Raw genomic sequence first — 22852 nt, forward strand, 5'->3', positions numbered from 1 at the left:
TTGCGGTTTTCTGGATTGGAGAACCAGTTTGTGCCGGGTCGCCATGTAACCGATCATCAGATGAGACTCTTCATGAAGTACCGACAAACGCATTCCGTAGAGGTCGCCGCGTCAAAAGCGTCGATCAGCCGGGCCACGGCATACCGCCTCGACAAAGAGACGCAACTTCCATCTCAGGGCAAAGCGCCGCGTAAACGCCGGCGCCCTGATCCTTTGGAGCCGATATTCGAGGCAGAAGTCGTCCCACTCCTGAAGGCCGCGCCCGGCATCCGTGCCGTCGCTGTCTACAACGAGATGCTGCGCCGACATCCAGACCTTTCTGAAGGTATCCGCCGCACGCTTGAGCGACGCATCCGGTCGTGGCGTGCTGTTCATGGCGAAGCGCAGGAGGTCATCTTCCGCCAGACGCACGAGCCAGGCCGGCTGGGCCTGTCGGATTTTACCGACGCCAGCGGCCTTGATGTGACGATCGCCGGCCAGCCGCTTGATCACCTTTTCTATCACTTCCGGCTTGTCTGGTCCGGCTTCGAACATGCCCATGTCATTCTCGGCGGGGAGAGCTTTGTGGCTTTGGCCGAAGGACTTCAAAATGCCCTGTGGTCCGTGGGTGGCACGCCGCTCTATCATCGAAGCGACAGCCTATCGGCGGCCTTCCGCAACCTCGACGCCGATGCCAAGGTTGATCTCACGCACCGTTACGACCAGCTTTGCTCCCATTATCGTATGACCCCGACGCGCAATAACAGGGGCGTCGCGCATGAGAATGGTTCGATTGAAAGCTCCCACGGGCATCTCAAGAACGCCGTTCATGATGCCCTGCTGATGCGGGGGACCAAGGAATTCGACGATCTCAGTTCTTACCGCGCCTTTGTCGACGAGATCGTCAGCCGTCGCAATGCTGCCCATGGCAAGCGCATCGATGCAGAACGATCCCATCTGCAGGCGCTGCCCGAGCGCCGGACCACCGACTTCGAGGAGATTGTCGTCACGGTGTCCCGGACGGGCGGCTTCACCTTGCGCAAGGTCTTCTACACCGTGCCATCCCGCCTGATCGGCCACAGGTTACGAGTTCGCCTGTTCGACGATCGGCTGGATGTCTTTGTCGGCGGTACGCATCTGATGACATTGCGCCGAGGACGCGGCCACCCCGACGGGCGACACGATCAGGTCGTCAACTACCACCACGTCATCCATTCCCTGCGCAAGAAGCCGATGGCGCTCCGCGGCCTCGTTTATCGCGACAAGCTCTTCCCGCGTCAGGAATATCGCAAGGCCTTCGAAGCCCTCATCGAGCATCTTCCCGACAAGCAGGCTTGCAAGATCACCGTCGAACTCCTGGCGCTGGCCCATGACCGCGGTTGCGAGCGCGAACTTGCCGAAGAATTGGCCAGGACACTCGACGCCGGTGACCTACCGGATCTGGTCGCCATGCGAACACTCTTTGGTCCGGACCCAGCGAAGCTACCGACCGTTCATGTGCAGCTCGCATCGCTCAACGGTTATGAGGCCCTGATCGGGACGGGAGAAGCCGCATGAAGAACGCCCACGTCATTGATGAAGCACGGCTCGCCATCATGCTCAACGAACTTCGGCTACCGACCATCAAAACGCTGTGGCCGCAATTTGCCGAGCAGGCGGACCGGGAGGGATGGCCAGCCGCTCGTTTCCTGTCGGCGATTGCCGAGCACGAGCTGGCAGAGCGTGCCAATCGCCGAATTGAAAGGCATCTCGCCGAGGCGCACCTGCCGCCCGGAAAGACCTTGGACAGCTTCGCCTTTGACGCTGTACCCATGATCTCGAAGGCGCAGGTTATGGCAATGACCGCCGGCGACACTTGGCTCGCCAAAGGAGCTAACATCCTCATGTTCGGTCCCCCCGGCGGAGGAAAAAGCCATCTCGCCGCCGCTATCGGCTTTGCGCTGATCGAGAACGGATGGCGGGTCCTGTTCACCCGGACAACCGATCTTGTGCAGAAGCTCCAGGTCGCCCGCCGGGAACTGCAGCTCGAATCCGCCATCGACAAACTCAACAAGTACGACTTGCTCATCCTCGATGATCTCGCCTACGTCACCAAGGACCAGGCGGAAACAAGCGTGCTCTTCGAACTGATCTCGGCACGATACGAGCATAGATCGATCCTGATCACGGCAAACCAACCTTTTGGAGAATGGAACCGGGTCTTTCCCGATCCCGCGATGACACTCGCAGCGGTCGACCGGCTCGTACATCACGCCACGATCTTCGAGATGAATGTCGAAAGTTACCGGCGCAGAGCGGCGCTTGAGGAGAAACGGCAACGCGGCCGACCAGCCTCGTTCGCGCCAATCAGGACCTCAGCCTTGCCTGTCGCGGAGCGGCAATCAGAAAACGACGAAGATCTTGCCAGCGGCAATCAGCATGATAACTTCATCCCGACCGCGACCTAAGAATCTCATCCAGATTGTCGCAAGCATCTCATCCTGATTGACGCGCTATATCTGAAAGGACTCGAACAGCCGTTCGCCTAGATAATGACTTTGGTGGTGTTCATTGGAGTGGTAGCGAATTATTTCTGCAATGACAGTGAGTACCGAGTATGTCGACGTTCACCCGTACGCGTCAGTGCACCGATCTCCACGAGTTGCTGAAGGTCGCGTGTTGCTGTAGCGCGGGATGTATCTGTGATCGAGATATAGTTTTCGGCACTTAGACCTCCCTTGAAGCCAGCCGTGCCTTCCTTGAAGATGCGCGCGACTACCTTTTCTTGCCGCTCGTTCAGTTTGTCCCGAAAACGATCATAGAACTTTGCTTTCTGGATGAAGAAATCTACGCGCTCAAGCGTCGCCTGTTGAGCATCCAGGATAGTTTCTGAAAAGAAAATGACCCAGTCGGTGATATCAAGCGTGCGCTGGTGCCGCTCAAGCTCTGAATAATAAGCCTTCCGGCGCTTCTCGATTGTCAAGGCGAGTGAAATGAGGCTTGGCTGCCCTATGTTTTGCGCTAGGGATTTCTCGGCGAGCGCGCGTCCAATTCGGCCGTTGCCATCCTCAAATGGATGTATGCTTTCAAAATAAAGGTGTCCTACTGCGGCGCGCGTCAAAGCTTGAAGCGACGTTTGACCATCTGGCCCGGATTGATTGAACCATGTGCTGAAGGTCTCCATCTCAGCGGCAACCTGGCGAGATGGGGGAGCCTCGAAGTGGATAGTGGGTTTGTCCAATCGACCCGATACAATCTGCATGGCGTCTTCATGCGTGCGGTAAGCACCAACCGTTTCAATATATCGGTTTCCGGCCATCAGCATTGAATGCCAGTGGAACAGTCCCTCATGACACAGCGGCCTATGCCAACTTCGATAAACATCCGCCATCATCTCGGCGATCCCCCGCTCTTGGGGGCGGATCTGTCTATCATCAGTGTTTAGCCCGAACTGCCGGCGGAGTGATGACTGGACACTCACGCGGTCCAGAAATTCCCCCTCAATCTCTGAGGTCTTGACCGCTTCGTCGCTCAGCAACTCAATGCGAAGTTGGTTGCTGTCGTCATCGTTGAAATGTCGAACAGCACCGATAACCTCGCCGGCGGACTGCAAGAATTTCTGCTCCAACGATATCAGGCTTGCGGTGTCGTATCTGAAGTTTGGCCAGTCAGTGTTTTGCCAGTTCCATTTCATGAGTTATAGAATCCCTCTCTATAGCTCATAACTATTGCTGGAAATGAGCTATTGCAAACCCATCTATCGCTCAGCACCACAATCTGCATCTCTCCATTCAAGAAGCAGCGATCGACAGCTAACCTCTTGCCCTAAACATATTTTGTTAATGGGCGCCCCCTATTTCCGCTCGCCCTCGGCACTGGTGCCGAGCGAAAACGAATAAGCATGACCAAACACGACCTTTCATCACGACATTTTCAGCGAAAAATTTCGCAATTCTGCGAGCTTCGTATCGCTCCAGTCGCATCCAGGCGAGTGTTCGAAAATATACGGCCCTATCTTGCCAGTTTGATCATCTACCGCAAATCGCCCCCGCTTCTGAATGGCCATATCGACTGGAAGATGATCGGTCAGGCCTGTGGGATCGAAGCCGAGTTAACGGCAGAACTCAAAAAGCAGGTCCGGCCAGGCTTGGATGCAATCATCCGCTGGCTCGGCGCATCACCAGCTACCGAAGAACGACGACCACCAAAGCCGACAGTTAGCACGGGTAAAATGACGCCCGCCAAGAAGGCAGCTTCCGCACGCTCCGCCCGATAGCCACAACGCGCGGCGATCGCTGGCACCTTTGTCCGGTCTGCGTCAACATCGCCCGGCCCAGCACCAAAACCGATAAGCCCTTTCCCAGAAGCACTATTTGAAGCGACAGAAGATCCGGCGAGCTTTCAGGACGCATTGGTCTACCATATGCGTCGGTTCGGCGACACCTATTGCCAGCTCTACCGCGCCGTTGTTCATCTGAATGAGACCTTCGACAACAAGACGTTGCTATCCTGGATCCACGGAGAGCGCGTGCGCCGATCTGTTGCCAGTTTCAACATCCTCCGCCGCATCGAGCGACGCTATCGACTTTCAGAGGGATATTTCAAAGAGAAACTGCCGCATCAGGCACGCTCGCTGTATGGTCACGATCTCGGTGACATCAGCCCAGCTGAGCGTCGACGGATTTCACTGCACCTGCCCGAAGACTTCAACAGCCTGCCCTTTACCAAGCGCGAGGAGATCCTCGATTGGGTGCGCCGGGTGATCATTTCCGGCTCTACGGAATATCGCCGCCATCAGGCGGCGGCCAGCAAGCAGCGATATGCCATCCGATTTCCCGGCGTCACCTATGGCAGCAGTTTTCTTTCCTCTCGGTCATTGCCATCGGCGGCCGGCACCAATCAAAACGTTGCCGCAGAACTTGATGAACCTGATCTGCTCTCCGGCATTGTCGACGCACCGCCGAGACTTGCCATGGAAATGGCTGATCTCATCCGCTTCAAGACTTCGACGCTGACAGCGATTGGGTTCCAACGGAACGGCGTCTGGGGTGAAGAAGCGGCCTCCCAGAAGATTGAGCACCTCGGCTTGATGTTTGGTGCGCTTGCTGCCTCGCCAAACGGTGTCGTGAAGGGTTTCGGTGTGCCAGTCTGAACCGCCCCGGCTAGACCGGAGACCGTTTGGTTTAAGTTACGCGGCCATGGCTGGTGCGTCCAGCATGGCATAGTATCGTTCTTCAGCCTCGGCAGGCGGAATGTTTCCGATGGGCTCCAGAAGGCGGCGGTTGTTGAACCAGTCGACCCATTCGAGCGTGGCGAACTCCACGGCTTCAAAGCTTCGCCACGGTCCCCGGCGATGGATGACCTCGGCCTTGTAAAGACCGTTGATCGTTTCGGCGAGAGCATTGTCGTAACTGTCGCCAACGCTTCTGACAGACGGCTCGATGCCCGCCTCCGCCAGCCGTTCGGAATAGCGAATAGACACATATTGCGAGCCGCGGTCGGAATGATGAACCAGCCCGCCGCGTTTGACAGGCCGCCGATCATGAAGCGCCTGGTCGAGGGCATCGAGCACAAAGCCCGCATGGGCCGTTCGGCTTGCCCGCCAACCGACGATACGGCGGGCGAAGGCATCAATGACAAAGGCCACGTAAACGAAGCCTTGCCAGGTCGCGAGTGGAGTAAGAGGCGCAGATGCGCTTCTCCTCCCCGAACCGTACGTGCACCTTTCAGCGCATACGGCTCTCCGTTCAAGCTTGGCCCATGGCCATAGCAACGTCATGGTAGTGAGACGTGACGGTACTGCGGTTCTCGATCCGGAAGATGTATGGGTTTTCCTCCGGATTGCGCCACCGGAATTGCGCCTTGGGGCTTGAGATAAGCCGGTGTAGCGCTTTTCCGACGGGTTTACCGCGTTCATTTCGACCAAACATGAGCCAGGTTTTCGCCTTGCCCGGTTCCGGGACCCTGACCCATTTCCGCATCAAGGGTTTGATGCGGGATCGGTACTTGTGTCCCAGCCAATGCGCCATTTTCCAGAACACAACATGGTCGATGCGCCGGAAGACGTACGCCGTGAAGTCGGTGAACTTGTAGAACGCCGCCCATCCCACCAATTGGCGGTTCAGGCTGGAGATCATGTCGACCGTGCTGACACTATGATTGCCGGAAAGGGTTTCGGTAAGTCTGCGAACAAACCCCTTGGCCTTTTCCTTGGGTATCGTCGTGACGACGGACATCCGTCCGTGTGCCCCTCGCTTGCGAATGATCCGGTGTCCCAGGAAGACGAAGCCGTCATTGACGTGTGTCACATGGGTCTTTTCCATGTTCAGCGCCAACTTCAACTCACCTTCCAGAAACGCCCGGCATTCCTCGCGGATTTCCTCTGCCTGAGCCCTGGTTCCTTTTACGATCACGACGAAGTCGTCAGCGTATCGGCAATAGGCAACGGCCGGTTTCCATTGCCGGTTCTCGCGAACCGTGATGGGGCGGCCCTGCTTGATGCCGAAGTTCCATGCCCATCGGTCCTTGCGAGCCTTGTCGCTCAAATATTTCGCCTCCAACCAGGCATCAAACTCGTGGAGCATGATGTTGGACAGGAGCGGTGACAGAACGCCGCCTTGCGGGACACCCTCGCTTGAGGCCGTAAACAGGCCACGGTCGATGTGGCCTGCCTTTAGGAACCGATAGAGAAGATCAACGAACCGTCCGTCCAGCACCCTTCGCCGCACGCATTTCAGAAGCAGCCGGTGATGGACCGTGTCGAAGTAGCTGGCCAGATCACCTTCGATGATCCAGCGGCCCCTCGTCGTGTCGGCACCATCCTGAAGCTGTATCCTCACGGTGCGGACGGCATGATGCACGCTCCGTTCCGGCCGGAAGCCATAGGATAAACGATGGAAATCGCTCTCCCAGATTGGCTCCATGGCCATCAGCATGGCGCGTTGGACAATGCGATCCGTCAGGGTCGGAATACCCAGTGGTCTTAGCTTGCCGTTGGGTTTCGGGATATAGATGCGCTTGACCGGCTGGGGGCAATAAGTCTCCTCCAGCAGGCTTGCCCGCAGGTCGTCCAGATGCTGATCCAGTTTGACCTGCAGTTTTTGCTTGTCCATTCCGTCGATACCCGGCGTTCGTGCGCCGCTTGACGCCAGAACCATCCGAGCGGCCTCGGCAAGCCATTCCCGATTGGCAATCAACCGAAGAAGACGATCAAACCGTCGGTTTGGCTCGCTCTCGGCCCATGTTGCGAGCTTGTGCTGCATTTCGCTGATTATCAAAGGTCTTCACCTCGCTTGGTCAGATAGTTTGCACTTCAAGCAGTTTGAACTGTTCCCCTTCGCCATGTGATGGGCTTTCCCCATCCCGGACTACTACGGGAACTCCGCCAACATGATGGACATCAGGGTCAACTCCCTTGCGACGCAATACTTCGTTGTCATTCCATCATGCCTTCCCTCGTTCATATGATGGACGTCAGCGTATTGGTGAGGTTGCCGGTCGCAGTCTTTTCCCTTGCGTTCCGCAAGTCGATGCCGATGTCATGGTCTGGCTGCATTCTCCCCATGACCCCATACGGGCGACATACATCTACGACCGTATTCGGATGCCGCCGACTTACGTGTCCGGCAGCTTCATCAGCATTTCGCCTGTTAAGCCGTGTAGGCGAAGGCGACCTTTCAGCCCTCAGATGCGGGTTAACCGGTTCGTGTTCCTCAACCTTCCAATACTTCAGCCTCGGGAACCATCTTGGCGTAACGGCTTCGCCTCAATCCCCTTTACCTGCGGGCTACGTCACCCTGCCAGTTGACGGCAGGTCACCGCCGCTTGGGCTCATGCCCCCTCGCAGCAGGGAGCAGGCAAGTCTTCACATCCTCCTTTCTCTTTGCATTCCAGTCATATGCCTCCCCGATTGGGGCGAGGCGCACCATAGGTGAAATCTGATAACCACAGCATGTTCGGCGCTGGAGCGAAGAACTGTCGGTTCACCCGGTCGAGCGGGCATGGAGCGGACTTGTCCGACACGGTGGTTTTGACTGGCTTGCCGCGAATGACGCCTTGAAGCCCCATCATTCTCATAAGCCGAGCGACGGTGCAGCAGGCGATGTCGTAACCTTCTCGCTGCAACTGCCGCCAGACTTTGCGCACGCCATAGACTTGGAAGTTCTCGTTGAACACCCGGCGTATCTCGACTTTCATGGCAATATCATTCCGTTCGCGGGCTGATAGGCGACCCACGTCCGTGCGCTTGGCGACGACTTCATAATAGGTGGACGGGGCAATCGGCAGCAGCCTGCAGATCGGCTCGACCCCGAGCACCGAGCGGTGTTCGTCGATGAAGGAAATCATCGCTTCAGTGGGCGGTCGAGCTCCCCTTGCCCGACAAGCGAATGCTTGCATTCGCTGAAAGGGGCCTGGGCAAAATACGCCGAGGCTTTGCGTAAAATCTCGTTCGCATGACGAAGCTCGCGGTTCTCCCGCTCCAGTGCCTTCATCTTCTCCGCCACGTCACTCGGCAAACCTGCACGCTTGCCGCTGTCGACCTCGGCCTTCTTCACCCATTCATGGAGGGTATGCGCCAAGCAGCCGATCTTGGCCGCTATCGATGATACCGCCGCCCAGCGCGATGAGTATTCAGCTTCATGTTCCGTTACCATCCGAACGGCGCGGGCGCGGACTTCAGGAGAAAATTTGTTCGTCGTTTTGCTTGTCATAGACCCTACTTCTCACGAGTTGGGGTCTCCGGCAAAGCCGGGGCGGTTCAGTTTTGGGCGTATTGCTCAGGAGGTCACCGCACGACTCCAACCCTTTGGCGCGCGCATCGTCACCAGTTCCCCAAGAACATCCCAAGGCAGCCTTCCTCCCGGAGTCACCAAGACGGACTTACCGACGCTCCTACGCGAAAGCGACGTGGTGAGCGTGCTCGCCAGTCTCACAGAAGAGACGCGCCATATGATCGGCGCCGCTGAATTTGCTCTAATGAAACGCGACGCAGTCCTCGTGAACACGGCTCGAGGCGCGATCATCGACGAGGAAGCACTGCTCGTAGCCTTACGACACAGGCGCATAGCAGGGGCGGCGCTCGACGCCTTTTCGACCGAGCCGCTGCCAATCGATAGCCCGCTACGGAAGCTGGACAACGTGATCCTGACGCCGCACAGCGTCGGCCACACGGGCGAAGGGGTCGCCGCAATAGCGCCTGCCCTGATAGAAAACATTCGCTGCATCCTTCGTGGCGAAGTACCGTTGATCTGCAAGAATCCGGAAGCGGAGCAAGCTTGGCGATCGAGACTGAAGCGGCTCAATAGCTAGATCCCATGCCTGATTGCCGGAAAGAGCGGACGGCGTGTCGTCTCCGCCTTCATCACCGCGGCCCTCGGTCAAGACACGCCAGAGGCGGCAAGCACCCAATGGCGTAATGTTGCCGACCAAATCAGGCCGAAGGTGCCGAAGCTCGCCACCGTCATGAGCAGCGTCGAGCAGGACGTGCTCGCCTACATGACCCTCCCAAGGCACACTGGACAAAGCTTCATTCAACCAACCCAATCAAACGCCTCAACGGCGAGATCAAGCGGCGCACCGAGGTGGTCGGCATCTTTCCAAACGACGGCGCCATCGTTCGTCTCGTCGGTGCGCTGCTCCTCGAACAGAATGATGAGTGGGCCGTCCAGCGGTCCCGCTACATAACACTGGAACAATCGGAAAAATGAGCTGATGATTCACTCATCAGCCTGCCAACGGTAAGCTGACCCATTCCCGGCTCTGTCCGGGAGACACGGCGACTGCTGAAGCTATGCCACGTGCAGGGGCACGATCGGATTGACGTCTCGTGCTATGCTCTGTCCAGGCGCTGCTCTCGTGCTGCCGCTATTGCGCGGTGAGCGCACGGTTGCGTTGCCCATAACCTCTTTGCCTCATGTTTCGACGTGAGAATCGACGTCCCGTTCTACTCGATTCTTAGAAGCGAGAATCCTGCCGTTACCCTGTATCCATTTCGCAATAGCTAACATAGAACGACATGGCGTTGACCTGAACGCCTCGCTCTCCGAGCTTCCCACATAATGGACATGATATCGATGAGCCCTGCGACTGTATCTTCTGCCGTCTTCCGCATGAATGGTGAACTCGCGGCCGCGGACCCGGTACTCGTTGGGAATGCAGATCTCCTTGCCGCTGTGTTCTCAGGCTCCGGAGACTGCATCAAGATCTTCGATCTGGACGGAAATCTCCAGTTTATGAGCGATGGCGGGAAACAGATCATGGAGGTGGACGATTTCAGCGGGATCAAGGGCTGCCCTTGGCCGGATTTCTGGACCGGGGAGGGGAATGATATTGCGAAGGCCGCCATAGCGTCAGCAAGGGAGGGTGTTGCCGCGCGGTTTTCGGGATCGGCGGTCACCGTCAAAGGCAATCCACGCTATTGGGATGTGCAGGTCCTGCCGGTTCCCGGCGCCGGGGGGAAACCCACCCACCTTTTGTCGATCTCCAGAGATATCACGGAAACGAAGCTCGCCCGGGAAGAGGCAAGACAGCTCACCGTCAATCTTCAGAATGCGGCCTTACGAGAGGCTGACAGCATGCGCCGCCTTTTCGAGAGTGCTCCGAGTTTCCTTTGTACGCTGGAAGGGCCGCATCACGTCGTCAAGATCGTCAACGGCGCGTTTTCGCGCCTCATTGGTCCGCGCGCGATGGTTGGTCGTCCCTTTCAGTCTGTTCTGCCCGAACTGGAGAGCCAAGAGGTCATCACGCTTCTCGATCGTGTCTACGCCACAGGTGAGGCCATGACGGGTCGGGGCGAGTTGATCCGTTTGATGCGCGTTGAGGGGGGAGGTGAGGAGGATATCTTCCTCAACTTCGTCATTCAGCCCATTCGCGATCTTCAAGGCCAGGTAACCGGCCTTTTCATCGAAGGGCATGATGTCACCGACCTGAAGCGTGCTGAGATTGCGCTGCGACGAAGAGAACTCCAGCTGCAACTGGCGCTCGATTCAGCGGAAATGGGTGTTTGGGAGGCCGTTCTCGTCAACGGACGTATCGTTTCGACGACAGAGGATGCGAGGGCGTCGTTTCTGCTGGGCCGGCCGGCCGACCAGCAGCCATCCTTCGAGACTTTTGTCAGCCGTGTACATCCCGACGACCGACAAGCACTGAGCCGATCCGTCGAGCAGGCTATGAATCCTCTCGGGGAAGGGCATCTCGATGTCGAATACCGGGTGCTGTCCGGCGAGAACAGGCCGGAGCGCTGGATTCACGCCAGAGCACGGTTTGTAGACGGCAAGGATGCAAAGCGGCTCGTCGGCACCGTCCGCGATATCACGGCCATCAAGGATGCCGAAAGCCAATATGCCCTGTTGAATGGCGAACTTCAGCACCGGATCAAGAACACCCTGGCCATGGTCAGCGCCATCGCGTCGCAGACGCTGGAGGGCGAAGCGGTTCTGGAGCAGCGCGACACGTTCAACGCCCGCCTGCACACACTGGCTCACGCGCACGACCTGCTGATGGGGGAAGCGCAGGAGAAGGGCAGCATCCGTGAGGTCATCGAAACGGCACTGGCGCCGCATCGGACCGGTGCCGCGCAGTTCGATATTTCCGGTCCCGACCTTCCGCTGTCCCCGAAACAGACGCTCTCGCTCGCCCTCGCCATACATGAACTGGCCACAAATGCCGCGAAATACGGCGCGCTCTCGTTGCCGAGCGGGAAGATTGTGATCAGCTGGGATCAAAATGCGAATGGTTCCGAAGCTCAGGCCTTTGCGTTGCGGTGGGAAGAGAAGAACGGTCCACCTGTCGTGCCGCCGACGCGGTCGGGATTTGGCTCCCGGCTGATAACCCGGGTTCTCGCTGCGGATTTCAAGGGCCAGGTCACGCTCGACTATGTCCCAGTCGGTCTCGTTTGCACGCTCGTCTCGCGCTTTCCCGTCGAACTTGGCGCTTAGCGAATACGAAAAAGCCGCCAGTCTTGCGACTGGCGGCGTCGAGGTTCGGATATCGTTAGCCGGATTTAGACGGCGCGGACATCGTCCAGATCGCGCTTCGTGCCGGCAACGCCGCCGAACCAGGCTGCAACGGCGCCGAGGACCAGAGCAATGAAGCCGAGGATGGCGCCTGTCGATACAGCAGCCGTAGCAGTCTGAGCGGCGTCAATGGCCTGCTGCTTGGCAGCTTCCATATTCTGGCGATAGGTCTGCTCATACTGCTGAACCTGAGTGCGAGCCTGATCGACCGGGATGTTCTGAGCGCGGGCCAGAGCTTCGGCAGCACGGGTGCGGGCCTCTTCGGCGCTGGCTTCGTCGCCGGTGACGACAGCCTGAATGGCGGAGACAGCCGCGTTCTGCAGAGCCTGCGGGTCATTGCCCGTCGTATTGCGGATCTGCTGCTCGATGCCGGCCATCGGATTGGTGACGTCGGAAAGAGCCGGTGCCGCAGTTGTTGCAGCTGTGGCAGCCGTACGGCCAACACCGCCGACGACGCTGGAAATGCCGTTGAAGGCACCGCTGTCAACGGCGGAGTAAAATCCTGCCACGCGGCGGCGCAAAAGTCGGCCACTTGTGGCGCGCGCATGAGACCGCCGGGAGGGCTTAGGCCCGAGCGGGGGTCTCATGCGCGCGTTGCGATTTTCGAAGGGCGTCAGCCGGCCTTTCGGGCGCGGCTTTGGGCGAGACGATAGCTGTCGCCGTTCATCTCGAGGATGCTGACGTGATGGGTGATGCGGTCGAGCAAAGCGCCGGTCAGGCGCTCGGACCCCAAGGTTTCCGTCCATTCGTCAAAAGGAAGGTTGCTGGTGATCAGGGTCGCGCCTCGCTCGTATCGTTGCGAGATCAGCTCGAACAGCAATTCCGCGCCGGTCTTTGACAGCGGCACGAAGCCCAGTTCATCGATGATCAACAGCTGGTAGGCGGCCATCTGCTTCTGGAACCGGATGAGACGCCGCTCGTCGCGCGCCTCCATCATCTCGCTGACCAGTGCGGCCGCTGTCGTGAACCCAACGGACAGGCCCTTCTGGCAGGCGGCCAGGCCGAGGCCGAGCGCCACATGGGTCTTGCCCGTGCCGCTGGGGCCGAGAGCGATAACGTTCTCCCTGCGCTCGATCCATTCGCAGCGCGCCAGTTCCAGCACCTGCATCCTGTTCAGCTTTGGGATGGCGGCGAAGTCGAAACTGTCGAGGCTTTTGACGACCGGGAACCTGGCCGCCTTGATGCGACGCTCGACCTTGCGACGGTCCCGTTCGATCATCTCCCGCTCGGCAAGCCGGGTGAGGTATCCGACATGATCGACGCCTTCGGTGGCGCACAGCCGGGCCAGCTTCTGGTACTCGCGCTGGAAACTCGGCAGCTTCAGGGTTTTGAGATAATGGGTGAGAAGGATCTCGGGTGCTTGGGTGTTCATGCGACTTCTCCCGCATCCGACGACAGGAGACGCATATACGCCTTCGCCGATGTCGTCTCGACCGTCGCCCTCGGCAAATACGGGTAGATGGACAGGTCCAGTCTGGGCGGCCGGCGTTCCACCCGGCACAGGATCAGATGCTTGACGGCGTCAAAGCCAATGGCGCCAAGCTGGATCGCCTGCTTCACCGCCGCATGCAGATCGGCGAGTTCGAAGCTCTCCAGCAGGCGGAGGACCTGCACGTACTCACGCCGGCCGTGTTTGGCCATGCGGCCTTCCATCAACCGGCGCAGCGTAGCGAACTCTTGCGGCAAGTCCCAGCCCTGGAGGGGCGCTGCCTGATCCAGCGAATTGATCTTCTGCTCGATCAGCGGCAGGTAATGGACAGGATCGAAGACGACGTCTTCCCGTTCCCAGCACCGAGGATGGCGGGCGATGATCTCGCCACGGCCACCAATGACCACTTCGTTGACATAGCCGCGCACCCACACATCCTGATGGCCATAGGCGACCGGGACGGAATAGTCGTTGGTCTTGTAGCGCACCAGCGACTGCGCCGTCACCTTGGCACTTGCCTGGTCGCAGGCATCAAATGGCGAGGCTGGCAAGGCGCGCATGGCAGCCAGATCGCGCCGCAAGCGCTCGCCGATCGTCTCGCTCTCGCCGCGCAGCCTGTCGCGCTGGCGCTTCCGGCACTGCTCCTCCAGAAAGGTGTTGAACGCCTCCCATGTCGCAAACTGCGGGATCGGTACCATGAAGTTGCGCCGGGCATAGCCGACGAGACCCTCGACGTTCCCCTTGTCGTTGCCCTTGCCGGGACGGCCATAGCGATCCCGGATAAGGTAGTGGGACAGGAAGCCGCTGAACAACGTCGCGCGCTTGCGGGTGCCGTCAGGCAAAATCTTCGCCACCAGGCAACGGTCGTTGTCGTAGACGATCGATTGCGGCACGGCGCCGAAGAAAGCGAACGCATGGACATGGCCATCGACCCAGGCCTCGGCCACTGCCGCCGGATAGGCCCGCACGTAGCAGCCGTCGCTGTGCGGAAGGTCGAGCACGAAGAAATGCGCCTTCTGCTCGACACCGCCGATGACCACCATCGCCTCACCGAAATCGGCCTGCGCATGGCCGGGCGGATGCGACAGCGGCACGAACACTTCCTGGCGGCGCTGATCCCGCTCGCGCATGTAATCCTTGATGATCGTATAGCCGCCAGTGAACCCGCATTCGTCTCGAAGCCGGTCAAACACCCGCTTGGCCGTATGGCGCTGCTTGCGCGGCACTTGTCTGTCTTCGTCCAGCCAGTGATCGATCGTCGAGACAAACGCATCCAGCTTGGGCCGCCGGATCGGTGATTGTCGCTGATAGCCAGGTGGCGTCGAATAGGACAGCATCTTGGAAACGCTGTCGCGCGATATGTTGAAATGCTTTGCAGCCTGACGCCGGCTCATGCCTTCCGAGCAAGCCAGTCGAACCTTCAGATATAATTCCACGGTATAGATCCCCAGGCCCTCCTGCGCTCATTGCAGAAGAGAAATAGGTGGCCGACTTTTACGCCGCCCGAAGCGGGACAATCCCGCCGCTACCGTGGTCTAATTTTGCACCGCCGCTCTCACCGATCGTCGGAAAATCCACAAACCGCATTTGGCCCACTCACGAAAGAAGTGGACCAGAGCGCAAAGGTAGGCCAGCGTCAAGGTCTGTAGGAAAAGCGAACGGCGCGTTATGCGCCGAAACGGACGGCCCAAACCGGGAGGAGACCCATCATGGCGAGCGTAACCACACCAAGTGGGGTCCGGGCAGACACCATGGCCTTTTCGATCATAGCGGCAGCCAGCTTCTGCCACATGCTCAACGATATCATGCAGTCGCTGCTGACCTCCCTCTACCCGCTGATCAAGGCGAACTATGCGCTCGATTTCGTCCAGATCGGCCTTCTGACCTTCGCGTTTCAGGTGACGGCATCGCTGTTGCAGCCGTTGGTGGGCGTGGTGACGGACCGTTGGCCGATGCCGTTCTCCCTGCCGGCGGCGATGCTTGCCACCTGCGCTGGGCTGTTTACGCTGGCCTTCGCCCATAGTTTCGAGGTGCTGGTCATCGGTGCCTGCCTCATCGGCGTTGGTTCCGCCGTCTTCCACCCGGAAGCCTCGCGCGTGGCTCGCCTCGCCTCGGGTGGGCGGCACGGTCTTGCGCAATCTTTCTTTCAGGTCGGCGGCAATGCCGGCACGGCCATTGGGCCGCTGCTCGCGGCGTTCGTCGTCATCCCGCGCGGGCAGGAGACGCTTGGCTGGTTCTCGATCATCGCCGTCGTCGGCTTCATCGTGCTATCCTTCGTCAGCACATGGTATCTACGCCATCGCCGCGCGACGGCTGGCCGTCCAACGCTCGACCGCGCCCTGCCGCTGCCGCGCAATCAGGTGCTGTGGACCCTGGCCGTCCTCACCGTGCTGACGGCAACGAAGAACGCCTATCTCGCCAGTCTTTCAAGCTACTTCACATTCTTTGCCATCGAGAAGTTCGGCGTCGGCGTGCAGGATGCGCAGGTCATGTTGTTCCTGTTTCTCGGAGCGTCCGCGGCCGGCGTGTTCTTCGGCGGACCGATCGGCGACCGGTTTGGCGCCCGCGTCGTCATCTGGTTCTCGATCCTCGGCGTCATCCCCTTCGCGCTGATGCTGCCTTACGCCAATCTCTTCTGGACCTCGGCGCTTGTCATCGTCATCGGCTTCATCTTCTCCTCCGCGTTTTCCGCCATCGTGGTCTTCGCGCAAGAACTGGTGCCGGGCCGTGTAGGGCTGATCGCCGGCATGTTCTTCGGCTTCGCCTTCGGGTTCGGAGGCATCGGCGCAGCCGTCCTCGGCCTGTTTGCCGATCGCTACGGCATCGAGTTCGTCTACCGGCTCTGCTCCTACCTGCCGCTGCTTGGCCTGCTCACTGTCCTGCTGCCGAAGCTGCCCGGTCGAAAGCGCGCCTGAGGCTACAGACTGATGCTACCGCCTGCGGCTCCGTCGCAGATGGCTTCCGCCTCAATCTCGACCGCGTAATCGCCGATCAGATTGCCCGCCTCCATCATCGTGTTGGCGGGCAGGACGGTGCCGAAGACGCGGCCGTGGGCGCGGGAAACCGGCTCCCATTGGCTGGCGTCGCGCAGATAGACGCGGGTCCGCACCACATCTTCCATCGATCCGCCGAGCGCGGCGATCGATGCGGCGATCTTGTCGAGGATGTAGGTTGCCTGCGCTCCCGCATCCCCCGGCGCGACGCAGCGGTCGGCTGCATGCGTGGCCGTCGTGCCGGAGACGTGGATGCGGTTGCCCACGCGGACGGCGCGGCTGTAGCCGGCGATCGGCTCCCAGATGCTGCCGGAGGAGACACGGCTGCGTCCCGGCCGGCCCGGAACCGGCTCGGCGGTGTAGATCGAGGGAATGGCACTCAGATGATGGCTGAGATCGCCGGAGGCGGTAAGGAACGGCGGCTTGCGATATTCATCGCCGCAATCGCCGGGGATGGGCTGGGTGGCGGCGAAAGCCTCGTTAAGATCCGCATGGTCCTGCGCGTCGAGCGAGAAGCCGAAAACGTTCAGATTGTCGCCGCGATGCTCGTTTTCTCCAAGCCGCGCGCCGATGATCGTGGCGGCAACGGCTGGATGTTCTAGAACCCAGCGGCTGGCGACGTTCGACAGAGAGACATGATGTCGCCGGGCGATCCGCGATGCGGCTTCGAGGATGCCCTGAAACGCGGCCCAGCCGCCGGCCGTGTCGATGAAGCGCTTGTATTTCGAGCGGCTCCAGTCGGGTATCGTTTCCGGTTCCGGCGCACCCAGCCATTTTTCGGAGAGAAAGCCCCCGCAGAGCGAGCCATAGGCCAACAGCTTGACGCCGCGCTTCTGGCAGAGATCCGACAAGGCGCCTGCGGCACGGCGGTCGACCAGCGAGAACGAGACCTGATTGGTCGTGATCTCGATGCCGTCGGACAGCGCCAGCGCCAGATGCCCCGCGTCGAAATTCGTCAGGCCCAGCGCGCCGATGAGGCCTTCTTGCTTCAGCCGCTGCATCTCGTTGAGGGCATCCAGCCAGGCGGGGTGCTGGAAGGTCCACCAATGAAACTGCAAAAGGTCGATCCGCTCGACCCCGAGCCGGGTCAGACGTTCCTCGACGCCGCGCCGCACGATATCGCGCGTCATCGGGCCGGGCTCGGGACACCACTTCGTGAAGGCGACCGGTCGCGGTGCATTCGGGTAACGCGACAGGAGACGGCCGGTGATCACCTCGGCCGAACCATAGTGATCGGCCATATCGAACGTGTCGAAACCGTTTCGAGCATAGGCCTGCAAGGCGTCTGCACCCATGTCCGGATCGATCGTCGTGCCGTTCTTTTCGATGTCGGCGACCTGCCAGAGGCCGCAGACGAGGCGGCTGATCTCCAGATCGGGTGTGAGGCGAATGCGGTCAGGGCGCTCGGTCATCAGGACGTCTCCCGGGCCTGCGCCCGCGTTTTTCGCGGCGGCCGAGCGCGCTGCGCTCGCCCAGAATGCCGCGGGGCCGAAGAAGAAGGATGGCGCAAAGGCCGACGCCGATTGCGACGATCTGCAAGGATGCGGCGCGTATCCAGCGACGAGCGCGTGAATATCGAGTGCCGGACCCATCGGCGGAGCCGAGACGGCGCTCATGCCATGGCTCCGAGATAGGCCTCGATGACAGCGGGATCGCGCGCGACCTCTGCCGGGCTACCCTCGGCAAGCGGCCTGCCCAGCGCCATGGCGACGACCCGCGAGCAGAGACGGGAGACCATGTCCATATTGTGCTCGATCAGGAGGATGGACGTGCCCTCCGCGTTCAGCCGCCGCACGCGCTCGATGATGGTCTCCAGCAGGGCCGGGTTGACGCCGGCCGCGGGCTCGTCGAGCAGGATAGCGGTCGGATCCGCCATCAGGATGCGCGCCAGTTCCAAGAGCTTGCGCTGTCCGCCGGAGAGAACCCGTGCCGGCTGGTGTTCGAGATCCGACAGGGTGACGAAGGCGAGAAGCGCGCGTGCCTTCTCGACCGCCGCCTTCTCCTGTCGTCGCACATGGGCGACGCGCAGAAAATTGGCGAGCAGCCGCTCCCCGTCCTGGCGCTGCGCGCCCGCGAGCACGTTTTCGAGCACGGTCATTTCGAGGAAAGGTCTCGGGATCTGGAACGTCCGCCCGATACCGAGGCCGATCCGCTGTTCCGGCCGATCCTGCGATGCGTCGCGCCCGCCGATCCGGATCTCGCCCGATGTCGGTTTCAGCGTGCCCGCAATGAGGTTGAAGAGTGTCGTCTTGCCAGCCCCGTTCGGCCCGATCAGCCCAACCATCTCGCCGCGCGCCAGCCGCAGCGACATCCTGTCGACCGCCGTCATCCCGTCGAACCGCTTGACGAGATTGCGGGCATCGATAACGGAACTTTCAGCTGCCGGCGTTTTCGAGGCGATCTGGAATGGCAAGCGAGGGATTCCGAGGCTGCAATGAATTCAGTGATTTACGCGATGGTAGTCAGTTTTCGAATAGCCGAGACGGACTTTAGAATGGCCGACTATACCAAGATGCTGATAACACTAAAAAAAAAGGCACAGCTAGGCCACCGGGCAACAGCGTTCCGGAAGTTCGGCTTTACGCTGCGGGTGTTGCAGACTTTCGACAGTTGGAGCCGTGTTTCAGCCGGGTGCCTGGCCATCATCGAACTGTGTTGGCTGAAACCAAAAGATATCGACCGGCCGTGAGATGGTCGGTCGATATTTTGGTGAAGCCGCTTACGCTGCGAGCAACAATTCCGCTTCACTTCTGTTGAACATACGATCGAGGTTCAGGAAGCAGATCATGCCGCTTGGCTGGACGATGATGCCATCGGAGAAGGCCGTCGCACCGGACGACGTGATGTCGGGAACCGGCTGAAGCAGGTCCGCGGAGACCATGAGGATATCCGAGACCTGGTCCACGAGAAGCCCCATCACCATGCCGTGCACTTCCGTAACGACGATGGCACTGCGCTCGGTCGGTTCGGCACCGGACATACCGAGCTTGAGCGCGAGGTTGATCACGGGAATGACCGTGCCACGAAGGTTCATGACACCCAGGACTTCCGAGGGAGCCTGGGGAATGGGCGTCACGGGTGCCCATCCGCGAATCTCGCGGATGGTGACGGTCCGGACGCAGAACTCCTGATCGTGGAGCCGGAAGGCTATGATTTCCAGCATTGCCGAGTTCGCCGCATGTAGCATCAGAATTCCCTCCATCCATCGTTGACTGCTGTGTTTCCGGCCGATGCCCCGGCAGCCTTGCGGGGACGCGCAGCCGGCTGTGCGTTGGCGTAGCGCGGCGTGTTTGCCGCCTTCATGGTCGCCGCCGCGTGACGCAGTGCCGACGATTGTGCGCCGGTGTTACCGAGAACAAACTGCCCGATGAGGTGGCGGAGATTGCTGCTTTCACTTGCCAGGGTGACGCCGGCGGCACTGGTTTCCTCGACCATGGCAGCGTTCTGCTGCGTCACCTGGTCCATCTGGTTGACGGCGATGTTGACTTCGCTCAGTCCGACGGACTGCTCCCGGGCGGACGTGGCGATCGAGTCCATGTGCTGATTGATCGTGATGATGTAGCCTTCGATCGTCTGCAGGGCCAGGCCGGTTTCGCTGACCAGCTGAACGCCGTTCTGGACTTCGACGGATGAATTGCGAATGAGCTCCTTGATTTCCTTTGCCGCTTTGGCGGAGCGCTGCGCCAATTCCCGCACCTCCTGGGCAACAACGGCAAAGCCCTTGCCCGCATCGCCGGCACGCGCCGCCTCGACACCGGCGTTGAGCGCCAACAGGTTGGTCTGGAAGGCAATCTCATCGATGACGCCGATGATGTTGGAGACTTCGTTCGAGGACGCTTCGATCTTGCCCATGGCTTCGACCGCCTGGGCGACCACCTTGCCCGATTGGCTGGCGCTGGAATTGGCCTGCACGGCGACCGCGCGTGCTTCGTCGGCCCGCTTGGAGGAATTTGAGACGTTGGCCGTGATCTGGTCGAGGGCGGCTGCGGTCTCTTCGAGCGACGCGGCCTGTTGTTCCGTGCGCTTGGACAGGTCGTCGGCACCGCGGCTGATCTCCTGCGAGCCGCCATCGATCGAACCGGCAGCCTGCGCCACGGAACGAAGCGTCTCACCCAGCTGGCTCACGGCATTGTTAAGGTCGTGGCGCAGGGCCTCGAAATCGGGCGAAAACGGCTCGTTCAGTTGGAAGGTGAGGTCGCCTGCAGCCAAGCGCTTCAGGCCGCTGGCGAGGCCCGACGTGGCCGTTCAGACGCTGCTGGGCAGCGGCCTCGGCTTCTGCCGTCAGGCGAATGCGGTCGGCTTCGGCCTGCCGTCGGACGGCTTCGGCGTCCTGCTCCAGCTGACGGTTGACGATGGCCGCCTGACGGAAAACCTCGACGGCGCCGGACATCTCGCCGACTTCGTCGGCGCGTCCGCTGCCCGGAATCGTGATGTCGGTTCGTCCCGCCGCAAGATAGCGCATGGCATCGTTCATGCCGCGCACGGGTCGAACGAGACCGACGTTCAGAACGATCAAAGCGAGAACGGAGACCAGCAGCGTGCCAGCACCGCCGGCGATATTGTTGAAGCGGCCGGACGCGGCTGCAGCCGCGGCCGCCTCGGCGCGAACCTCCAGCAGACCGGTTTCGACCTTGATCATCTCGCTAACGGTTGCACGGATGCCATCCATCGCGGCTTTGCCAACGCCACTCGTGACGATGGCCCGGGCCTGGTCGCGTGTTGCGGCGTTCGCCATGAGGGCAAGTTCCGGCTTGGAGACTTTCTCATGCCAGTCTGCGACGAAGGCTTCCAGCGTGTCCAGGCGCTTCCGTTGCGCAGGGTTGTCCGATGTCAAGGTTCGGACGTTTTTTAGAGCCGCGTCATAGGCAGCAACCGGCCTTCTGTGGCGCCAGGAATGCCTCATCGGCCGACACGAGATATCCGCGTATGCCGGTCTCCTGATCGACCATGCTCGCGGTGATGCCGTTCAGGGCGTTGATGACCTTATACGTGTGGTCCGTCATTGCCGCCGTCTGCTCAAGCTTGGAGAGGGACGCATAGCTGGAGTAGCTGACCCCCATGCTGATCAGGATCAGCATGCCGAGGGTTGCGGCGATCTTTGTAAGAATCTGGAGGTTGTTGAAGAAGGACATCATGGGCTCGCTGATTTTATGTCTTGCCGAGGACGGTGTGAGACAGACGACTGAGCAACGCACGGGAGAACAACACCAGCCAAAGGGAGAACTGAGCCTGCCGCTGGCATCGAGTATTCTAAATGACGAAAATAGTATAAGAATGCGTAAATAATACGATAGAAGAAGTAGGGGTTCGACTGGTTGCTTTCTTCGAATGGAAGCGCTCAACCCGAGAGAGCGTCCCTTTTGGTGCCTGAAGGCGGGAATTGAACGCTCGGAAACCGCGACAAACTCTTTCGCGCAAAAATTGAAGGCCGCAAGCAGCAGGCACATACCGTTGTCGGGCGGATCGCGCGGCGACCATGAACGCCGGGCAGGTTCCGACTAGAACGCAGCCTTCAGTTGCGCGCCGACGTTCCATTCGGGATCGTCGTACTGGCGGAAGGTGGCAGCGACCGAGGTGTCCAGGCGCCAGACGTCGTCCAGCCGAACGCCGATGCGGCCGCCTGCGGAGGCGAACGTCTGGTCGCGGGCGCGGCCCGAGACATCGCCGACCCAATCGACGGAGGCACGAACGGCCTTGTCGTCGGCGAAGATGCGGCCGACGGCACCAGAGAGCGTATAGTCCAGCCGGCCTTCGGTCTGGTGGCTCCAGGCAAGTTCGGCGCTGACGATGTTCTCGCTCGACGTTCCCCCGTGGACGGTGGCCGCGAAGAGGTTTCTGTCCGTTGCCGTCTCGCTGTAGCCGTCGAGATCGAGCCATGCCTTGGTGAAGCGTGCCGAAAGTACGATCTCGTTTGCTTGGTCGGGTGCGAATACCGCACCGATCCGTCCGTAGGAGCTGAAAAGCGAGCCATCGGTCGTACCGCCAGCGGAAACAATATTGTCGACGTTGAGATAGCTGCGCGACAGATCCGTCGTGACGTTCGGCGAGCCCCAGAGGCCGACTTCGCCGAAGGCGCGCCAGGTTGCCTGCGGCGTCGTGTAACGGACCGCGCCCGCAAGCAACGCCAGCGTATCGACCGAGACGTCGTCGTCGTCGGGATTGACGATCGCTGCGCCGCCGAGAACGGTGATGCCGCTTCCGGCTTCCCAGCGGCCCTTGAAGCCTGCCGCCGCGCTGGACGATCCGAAGAGGCTGATCGCGCTGCCCGCATCGAAGCGTTCGCCCTCGCCGAGCAGTCCTTGTGCCGTGCCGATGAGTTCTGCAGCAATCGCCTGTCGCTGGCGCGCCAGCTGGTCCGTCGAGGCCGTGACCGATGACAGCGTGGTAAAGCCGAGGCGCGTGATATCGACCGTGTCGAGAAGCAGGCTGGCATCAGGATTGTCGGGATCGATCGGTGC

General features: G+C 60.3%; 15 protein-coding genes, 8 pseudogenes and 1 other annotated feature. Of the genes and pseudogenes, 9 read left to right on the plus strand and 14 right to left on the minus strand.

The genetic code is table 11. The annotated features are described in order from the left end of the window. The first annotated feature begins 60 nt into the window (after nt 1-60). Nucleotides 61-1536, plus strand: a complete 1476-nt coding sequence (istA, locus tag GA0004734_RS22800; protein ID WP_175386635.1) for an IS21 family transposase — start codon at nt 61-63, stop codon at nt 1534-1536. After that, complete coding sequence (istB, locus tag GA0004734_RS22805) at nt 1533-2426, plus strand: IS21-like element ISRel5 family helper ATPase IstB (RefSeq protein WP_092938094.1); 894 nt, start codon at nt 1533-1535, stop codon at nt 2424-2426. Before istA (GA0004734_RS22800) ends, istB (GA0004734_RS22805) begins: the two co-directional genes overlap by 4 nt. A 119-nt stretch (nt 2427-2545) precedes the next feature. Here the strand turns inward: istB (GA0004734_RS22805) and GA0004734_RS22810 are convergent, their stop codons facing one another. Continuing rightward, nucleotides 2546-3652 (minus strand): Fic family protein, encoded by a 1107-nt coding sequence (locus tag GA0004734_RS22810; protein ID WP_092938096.1) that lies wholly within the window; start codon nt 3650-3652, stop codon nt 2546-2548. Nucleotides 3653-3859: 207 nt separating this feature from the next. On the opposite strand from GA0004734_RS22810, the gene GA0004734_RS26560 reads away from it, so the two are divergent. Together GA0004734_RS26560 and GA0004734_RS22815 are read left to right on the plus strand one after the other, a co-directional pair. Next, the gene (locus tag GA0004734_RS26560; RefSeq protein WP_245292589.1) at nt 3860-4234 is read left to right on the plus strand and encodes a hypothetical protein; all 375 of its coding nucleotides are present in this window, start codon (nt 3860-3862) and stop codon (nt 4232-4234) included. A 15-nt stretch (nt 4235-4249) separates the two neighbouring features. Further along, nucleotides 4250-5107, plus strand: a pseudogene (locus tag GA0004734_RS22815) (hypothetical protein); the annotation flags it as partial. Nucleotides 5108-5146: 39 nt separating this feature from the next. Here GA0004734_RS22815 and GA0004734_RS22820 read toward each other — a convergent pair. From GA0004734_RS22820 to GA0004734_RS22835, 3 genes and pseudogenes are all read right to left on the minus strand, one after another. After that, nucleotides 5147-5638 (minus strand): annotated as a pseudogene (locus GA0004734_RS22820) (IS3 family transposase); the annotation flags it as partial. A gap of 67 nt (nt 5639-5705) precedes the next feature. After that, the gene (gene ltrA / locus GA0004734_RS22825; protein WP_175386632.1) at nt 5706-7235 is read right to left on the minus strand and encodes a group II intron reverse transcriptase/maturase; all 1530 of its coding nucleotides are present in this window, start codon (nt 7233-7235) and stop codon (nt 5706-5708) included. A gap of 649 nt (nt 7236-7884) precedes the next feature. Next, a pseudogene (locus tag GA0004734_RS22835) lies at nt 7885-8669 on the minus strand (IS3 family transposase); the annotation flags it as partial. Continuing rightward, nucleotides 8230-8344 (minus strand) — a sequence feature (AL1L pseudoknot). (Overlaps the previous pseudogene by 115 nt.) Before the next feature lie 19 nt (nt 8670-8688). Here GA0004734_RS22835 and GA0004734_RS22840 point away from each other — a divergent pair. The 3 genes and pseudogenes from GA0004734_RS22840 (at nt 8689) to GA0004734_RS22850 (ending at nt 11894) form a co-directional block, all read left to right on the plus strand. Beyond that, on the plus strand, nt 8689-9267 hold the full coding sequence (locus GA0004734_RS22840; RefSeq protein ID WP_245292608.1) for an NAD(P)-dependent oxidoreductase: 579 nt from the start codon (nt 8689-8691) through the stop codon (nt 9265-9267). A 15-nt stretch (nt 9268-9282) separates the two neighbouring features. After that, nucleotides 9283-9665 (plus strand): annotated as a pseudogene (locus tag GA0004734_RS22845) (transposase); the annotation flags it as partial. A gap of 366 nt (nt 9666-10031) precedes the next feature. Continuing rightward, a complete protein-coding gene (locus GA0004734_RS22850) occupies nt 10032-11894 on the plus strand; it encodes a PAS domain-containing protein (protein ID WP_175386637.1) in 1863 nt (620 codons plus the stop codon). A gap of 65 nt (nt 11895-11959) precedes the next feature. Here GA0004734_RS22850 and GA0004734_RS22855 read toward each other — a convergent pair. The 3 genes and pseudogenes from GA0004734_RS22855 to istA (GA0004734_RS22865) form a co-directional block, all read right to left on the minus strand. After that, nucleotides 11960-12451 (minus strand): annotated as a pseudogene (locus GA0004734_RS22855) (PhnA-like protein); the annotation flags it as partial. Between the two features lie 134 nt (nt 12452-12585). Further along, on the minus strand, nt 12586-13344 hold the full coding sequence (gene istB / locus GA0004734_RS22860; protein ID WP_092930036.1) for an IS21-like element helper ATPase IstB: 759 nt from the start codon (nt 13342-13344) through the stop codon (nt 12586-12588). After that, nucleotides 13341-14837 (minus strand): IS21 family transposase, encoded by a 1497-nt coding sequence (gene istA / locus GA0004734_RS22865; protein WP_139056207.1) that lies wholly within the window; start codon nt 14835-14837, stop codon nt 13341-13343. Before istA (GA0004734_RS22865) ends, istB (GA0004734_RS22860) begins: the two co-directional genes overlap by 4 nt. Nucleotides 14838-15110: 273 nt before the next feature. Here istA (GA0004734_RS22865) and GA0004734_RS22870 point away from each other — a divergent pair, with 273 nt between their 5' ends. Beyond that, nucleotides 15111-16316 carry an MFS transporter gene (locus GA0004734_RS22870; protein ID WP_175386531.1) on the plus strand — a complete coding sequence of 402 codons (1206 nt, stop codon included), beginning with the start codon at nt 15111-15113 and terminating at the stop codon, nt 16314-16316. A 2-nt stretch (nt 16317-16318) separates the two neighbouring features. Here the strand turns inward: GA0004734_RS22870 and GA0004734_RS22875 are convergent, their stop codons facing one another. The 3 genes and pseudogenes from GA0004734_RS22875 to GA0004734_RS22885 all read right to left on the minus strand — a co-directional run bounded on the left by GA0004734_RS22875 (nt 16319) and on the right by GA0004734_RS22885 (nt 18807). Then, nucleotides 16319-17806 carry an aldo/keto reductase gene (locus GA0004734_RS22875; protein WP_092936424.1) on the minus strand — a complete coding sequence of 496 codons (1488 nt, stop codon included), beginning with the start codon at nt 17804-17806 and terminating at the stop codon, nt 16319-16321. Next, a pseudogene (locus GA0004734_RS26565) lies at nt 17790-17945 on the minus strand (branched-chain amino acid ABC transporter permease); the annotation flags it as partial. The pseudogene GA0004734_RS26565 and the gene GA0004734_RS22875, both read right to left, overlap by 17 nt. A 61-nt stretch (nt 17946-18006) precedes the next feature. Further along, nucleotides 18007-18807: an ABC transporter ATP-binding protein gene (locus GA0004734_RS22885; RefSeq protein ID WP_245292529.1), complete on the minus strand. Its 801-nt coding sequence runs from the start codon at nt 18805-18807 to the stop codon at nt 18007-18009. Nucleotides 18808-18888: 81 nt separating this feature from the next. Here GA0004734_RS22885 and GA0004734_RS22890 point away from each other — a divergent pair, with 81 nt between their 5' ends. Beyond that, nucleotides 18889-19083, plus strand: coding sequence for a hypothetical protein (locus GA0004734_RS22890; RefSeq protein WP_139056327.1), 195 nt, complete (start codon nt 18889-18891; stop codon nt 19081-19083). 30 nt (nt 19084-19113) lie between these two features. Here the strand turns inward: GA0004734_RS22890 and GA0004734_RS22895 are convergent, their stop codons facing one another. From GA0004734_RS22895 to GA0004734_RS26175, 4 genes and pseudogenes are all read right to left on the minus strand, one after another. Then, nucleotides 19114-19557, minus strand: coding sequence for a chemotaxis protein CheW (locus tag GA0004734_RS22895; protein ID WP_245292530.1), 444 nt, complete (start codon nt 19555-19557; stop codon nt 19114-19116). 23 nt (nt 19558-19580) lie between these two features. Further along, nucleotides 19581-20859 (minus strand): annotated as a pseudogene (locus GA0004734_RS22900) (methyl-accepting chemotaxis protein); the annotation flags it as partial. 192 nt (nt 20860-21051) lie between these two features. Continuing rightward, nucleotides 21052-21841 (minus strand): annotated as a pseudogene (locus GA0004734_RS26790) (CHASE3 domain-containing protein); the annotation flags it as partial. 51 nt (nt 21842-21892) lie between these two features. Continuing rightward, nucleotides 21893-22852: hypothetical protein (locus GA0004734_RS26175; protein WP_175386642.1), on the minus strand; the 960-nt coding region annotated here is incomplete at its 5' end.

Origin of the sequence: Rhizobium sp. 9140, assembly GCF_900067135.1 — a bacterium.
Classification (GTDB): Bacteria; Pseudomonadota; Alphaproteobacteria; order Rhizobiales; family Rhizobiaceae; genus Ferranicluibacter.

Coding starts and splice junctions, on each gene's coding strand:
- GA0004734_RS22850 (WP_175386637.1), top strand. CDS start 10,032: ATGAGCCCTGCGACTGTATCTTCTGCCGTCTTCCGCATGAATGGTGAA.
- GA0004734_RS22895 (WP_245292530.1), bottom strand. CDS start 19,557: ATGCTGGAAATCATAGCCTTCCGGCTCCACGATCAGGAGTTCTGCGTC.
- istB (WP_092930036.1), bottom strand. CDS start 13,344: ATGAACACCCAAGCACCCGAGATCCTTCTCACCCATTATCTCAAAACC.
- GA0004734_RS22890 (WP_139056327.1), top strand. CDS start 18,889: ATGGCCGACTATACCAAGATGCTGATAACACTAAAAAAAAAGGCACAG.
- istB (WP_092938094.1), top strand. CDS start 1,533: ATGAAGAACGCCCACGTCATTGATGAAGCACGGCTCGCCATCATGCTC.
- GA0004734_RS22810 (WP_092938096.1), bottom strand. CDS start 3,652: ATGAAATGGAACTGGCAAAACACTGACTGGCCAAACTTCAGATACGAC.
- istA (WP_175386635.1), top strand. CDS start 61: ATGAGACTCTTCATGAAGTACCGACAAACGCATTCCGTAGAGGTCGCC.
- GA0004734_RS26560 (WP_245292589.1), top strand. CDS start 3,860: ATGACCAAACACGACCTTTCATCACGACATTTTCAGCGAAAAATTTCG.
- GA0004734_RS22870 (WP_175386531.1), top strand. CDS start 15,111: ATGGCGAGCGTAACCACACCAAGTGGGGTCCGGGCAGACACCATGGCC.
- GA0004734_RS22875 (WP_092936424.1), bottom strand. CDS start 17,806: ATGACCGAGCGCCCTGACCGCATTCGCCTCACACCCGATCTGGAGATC.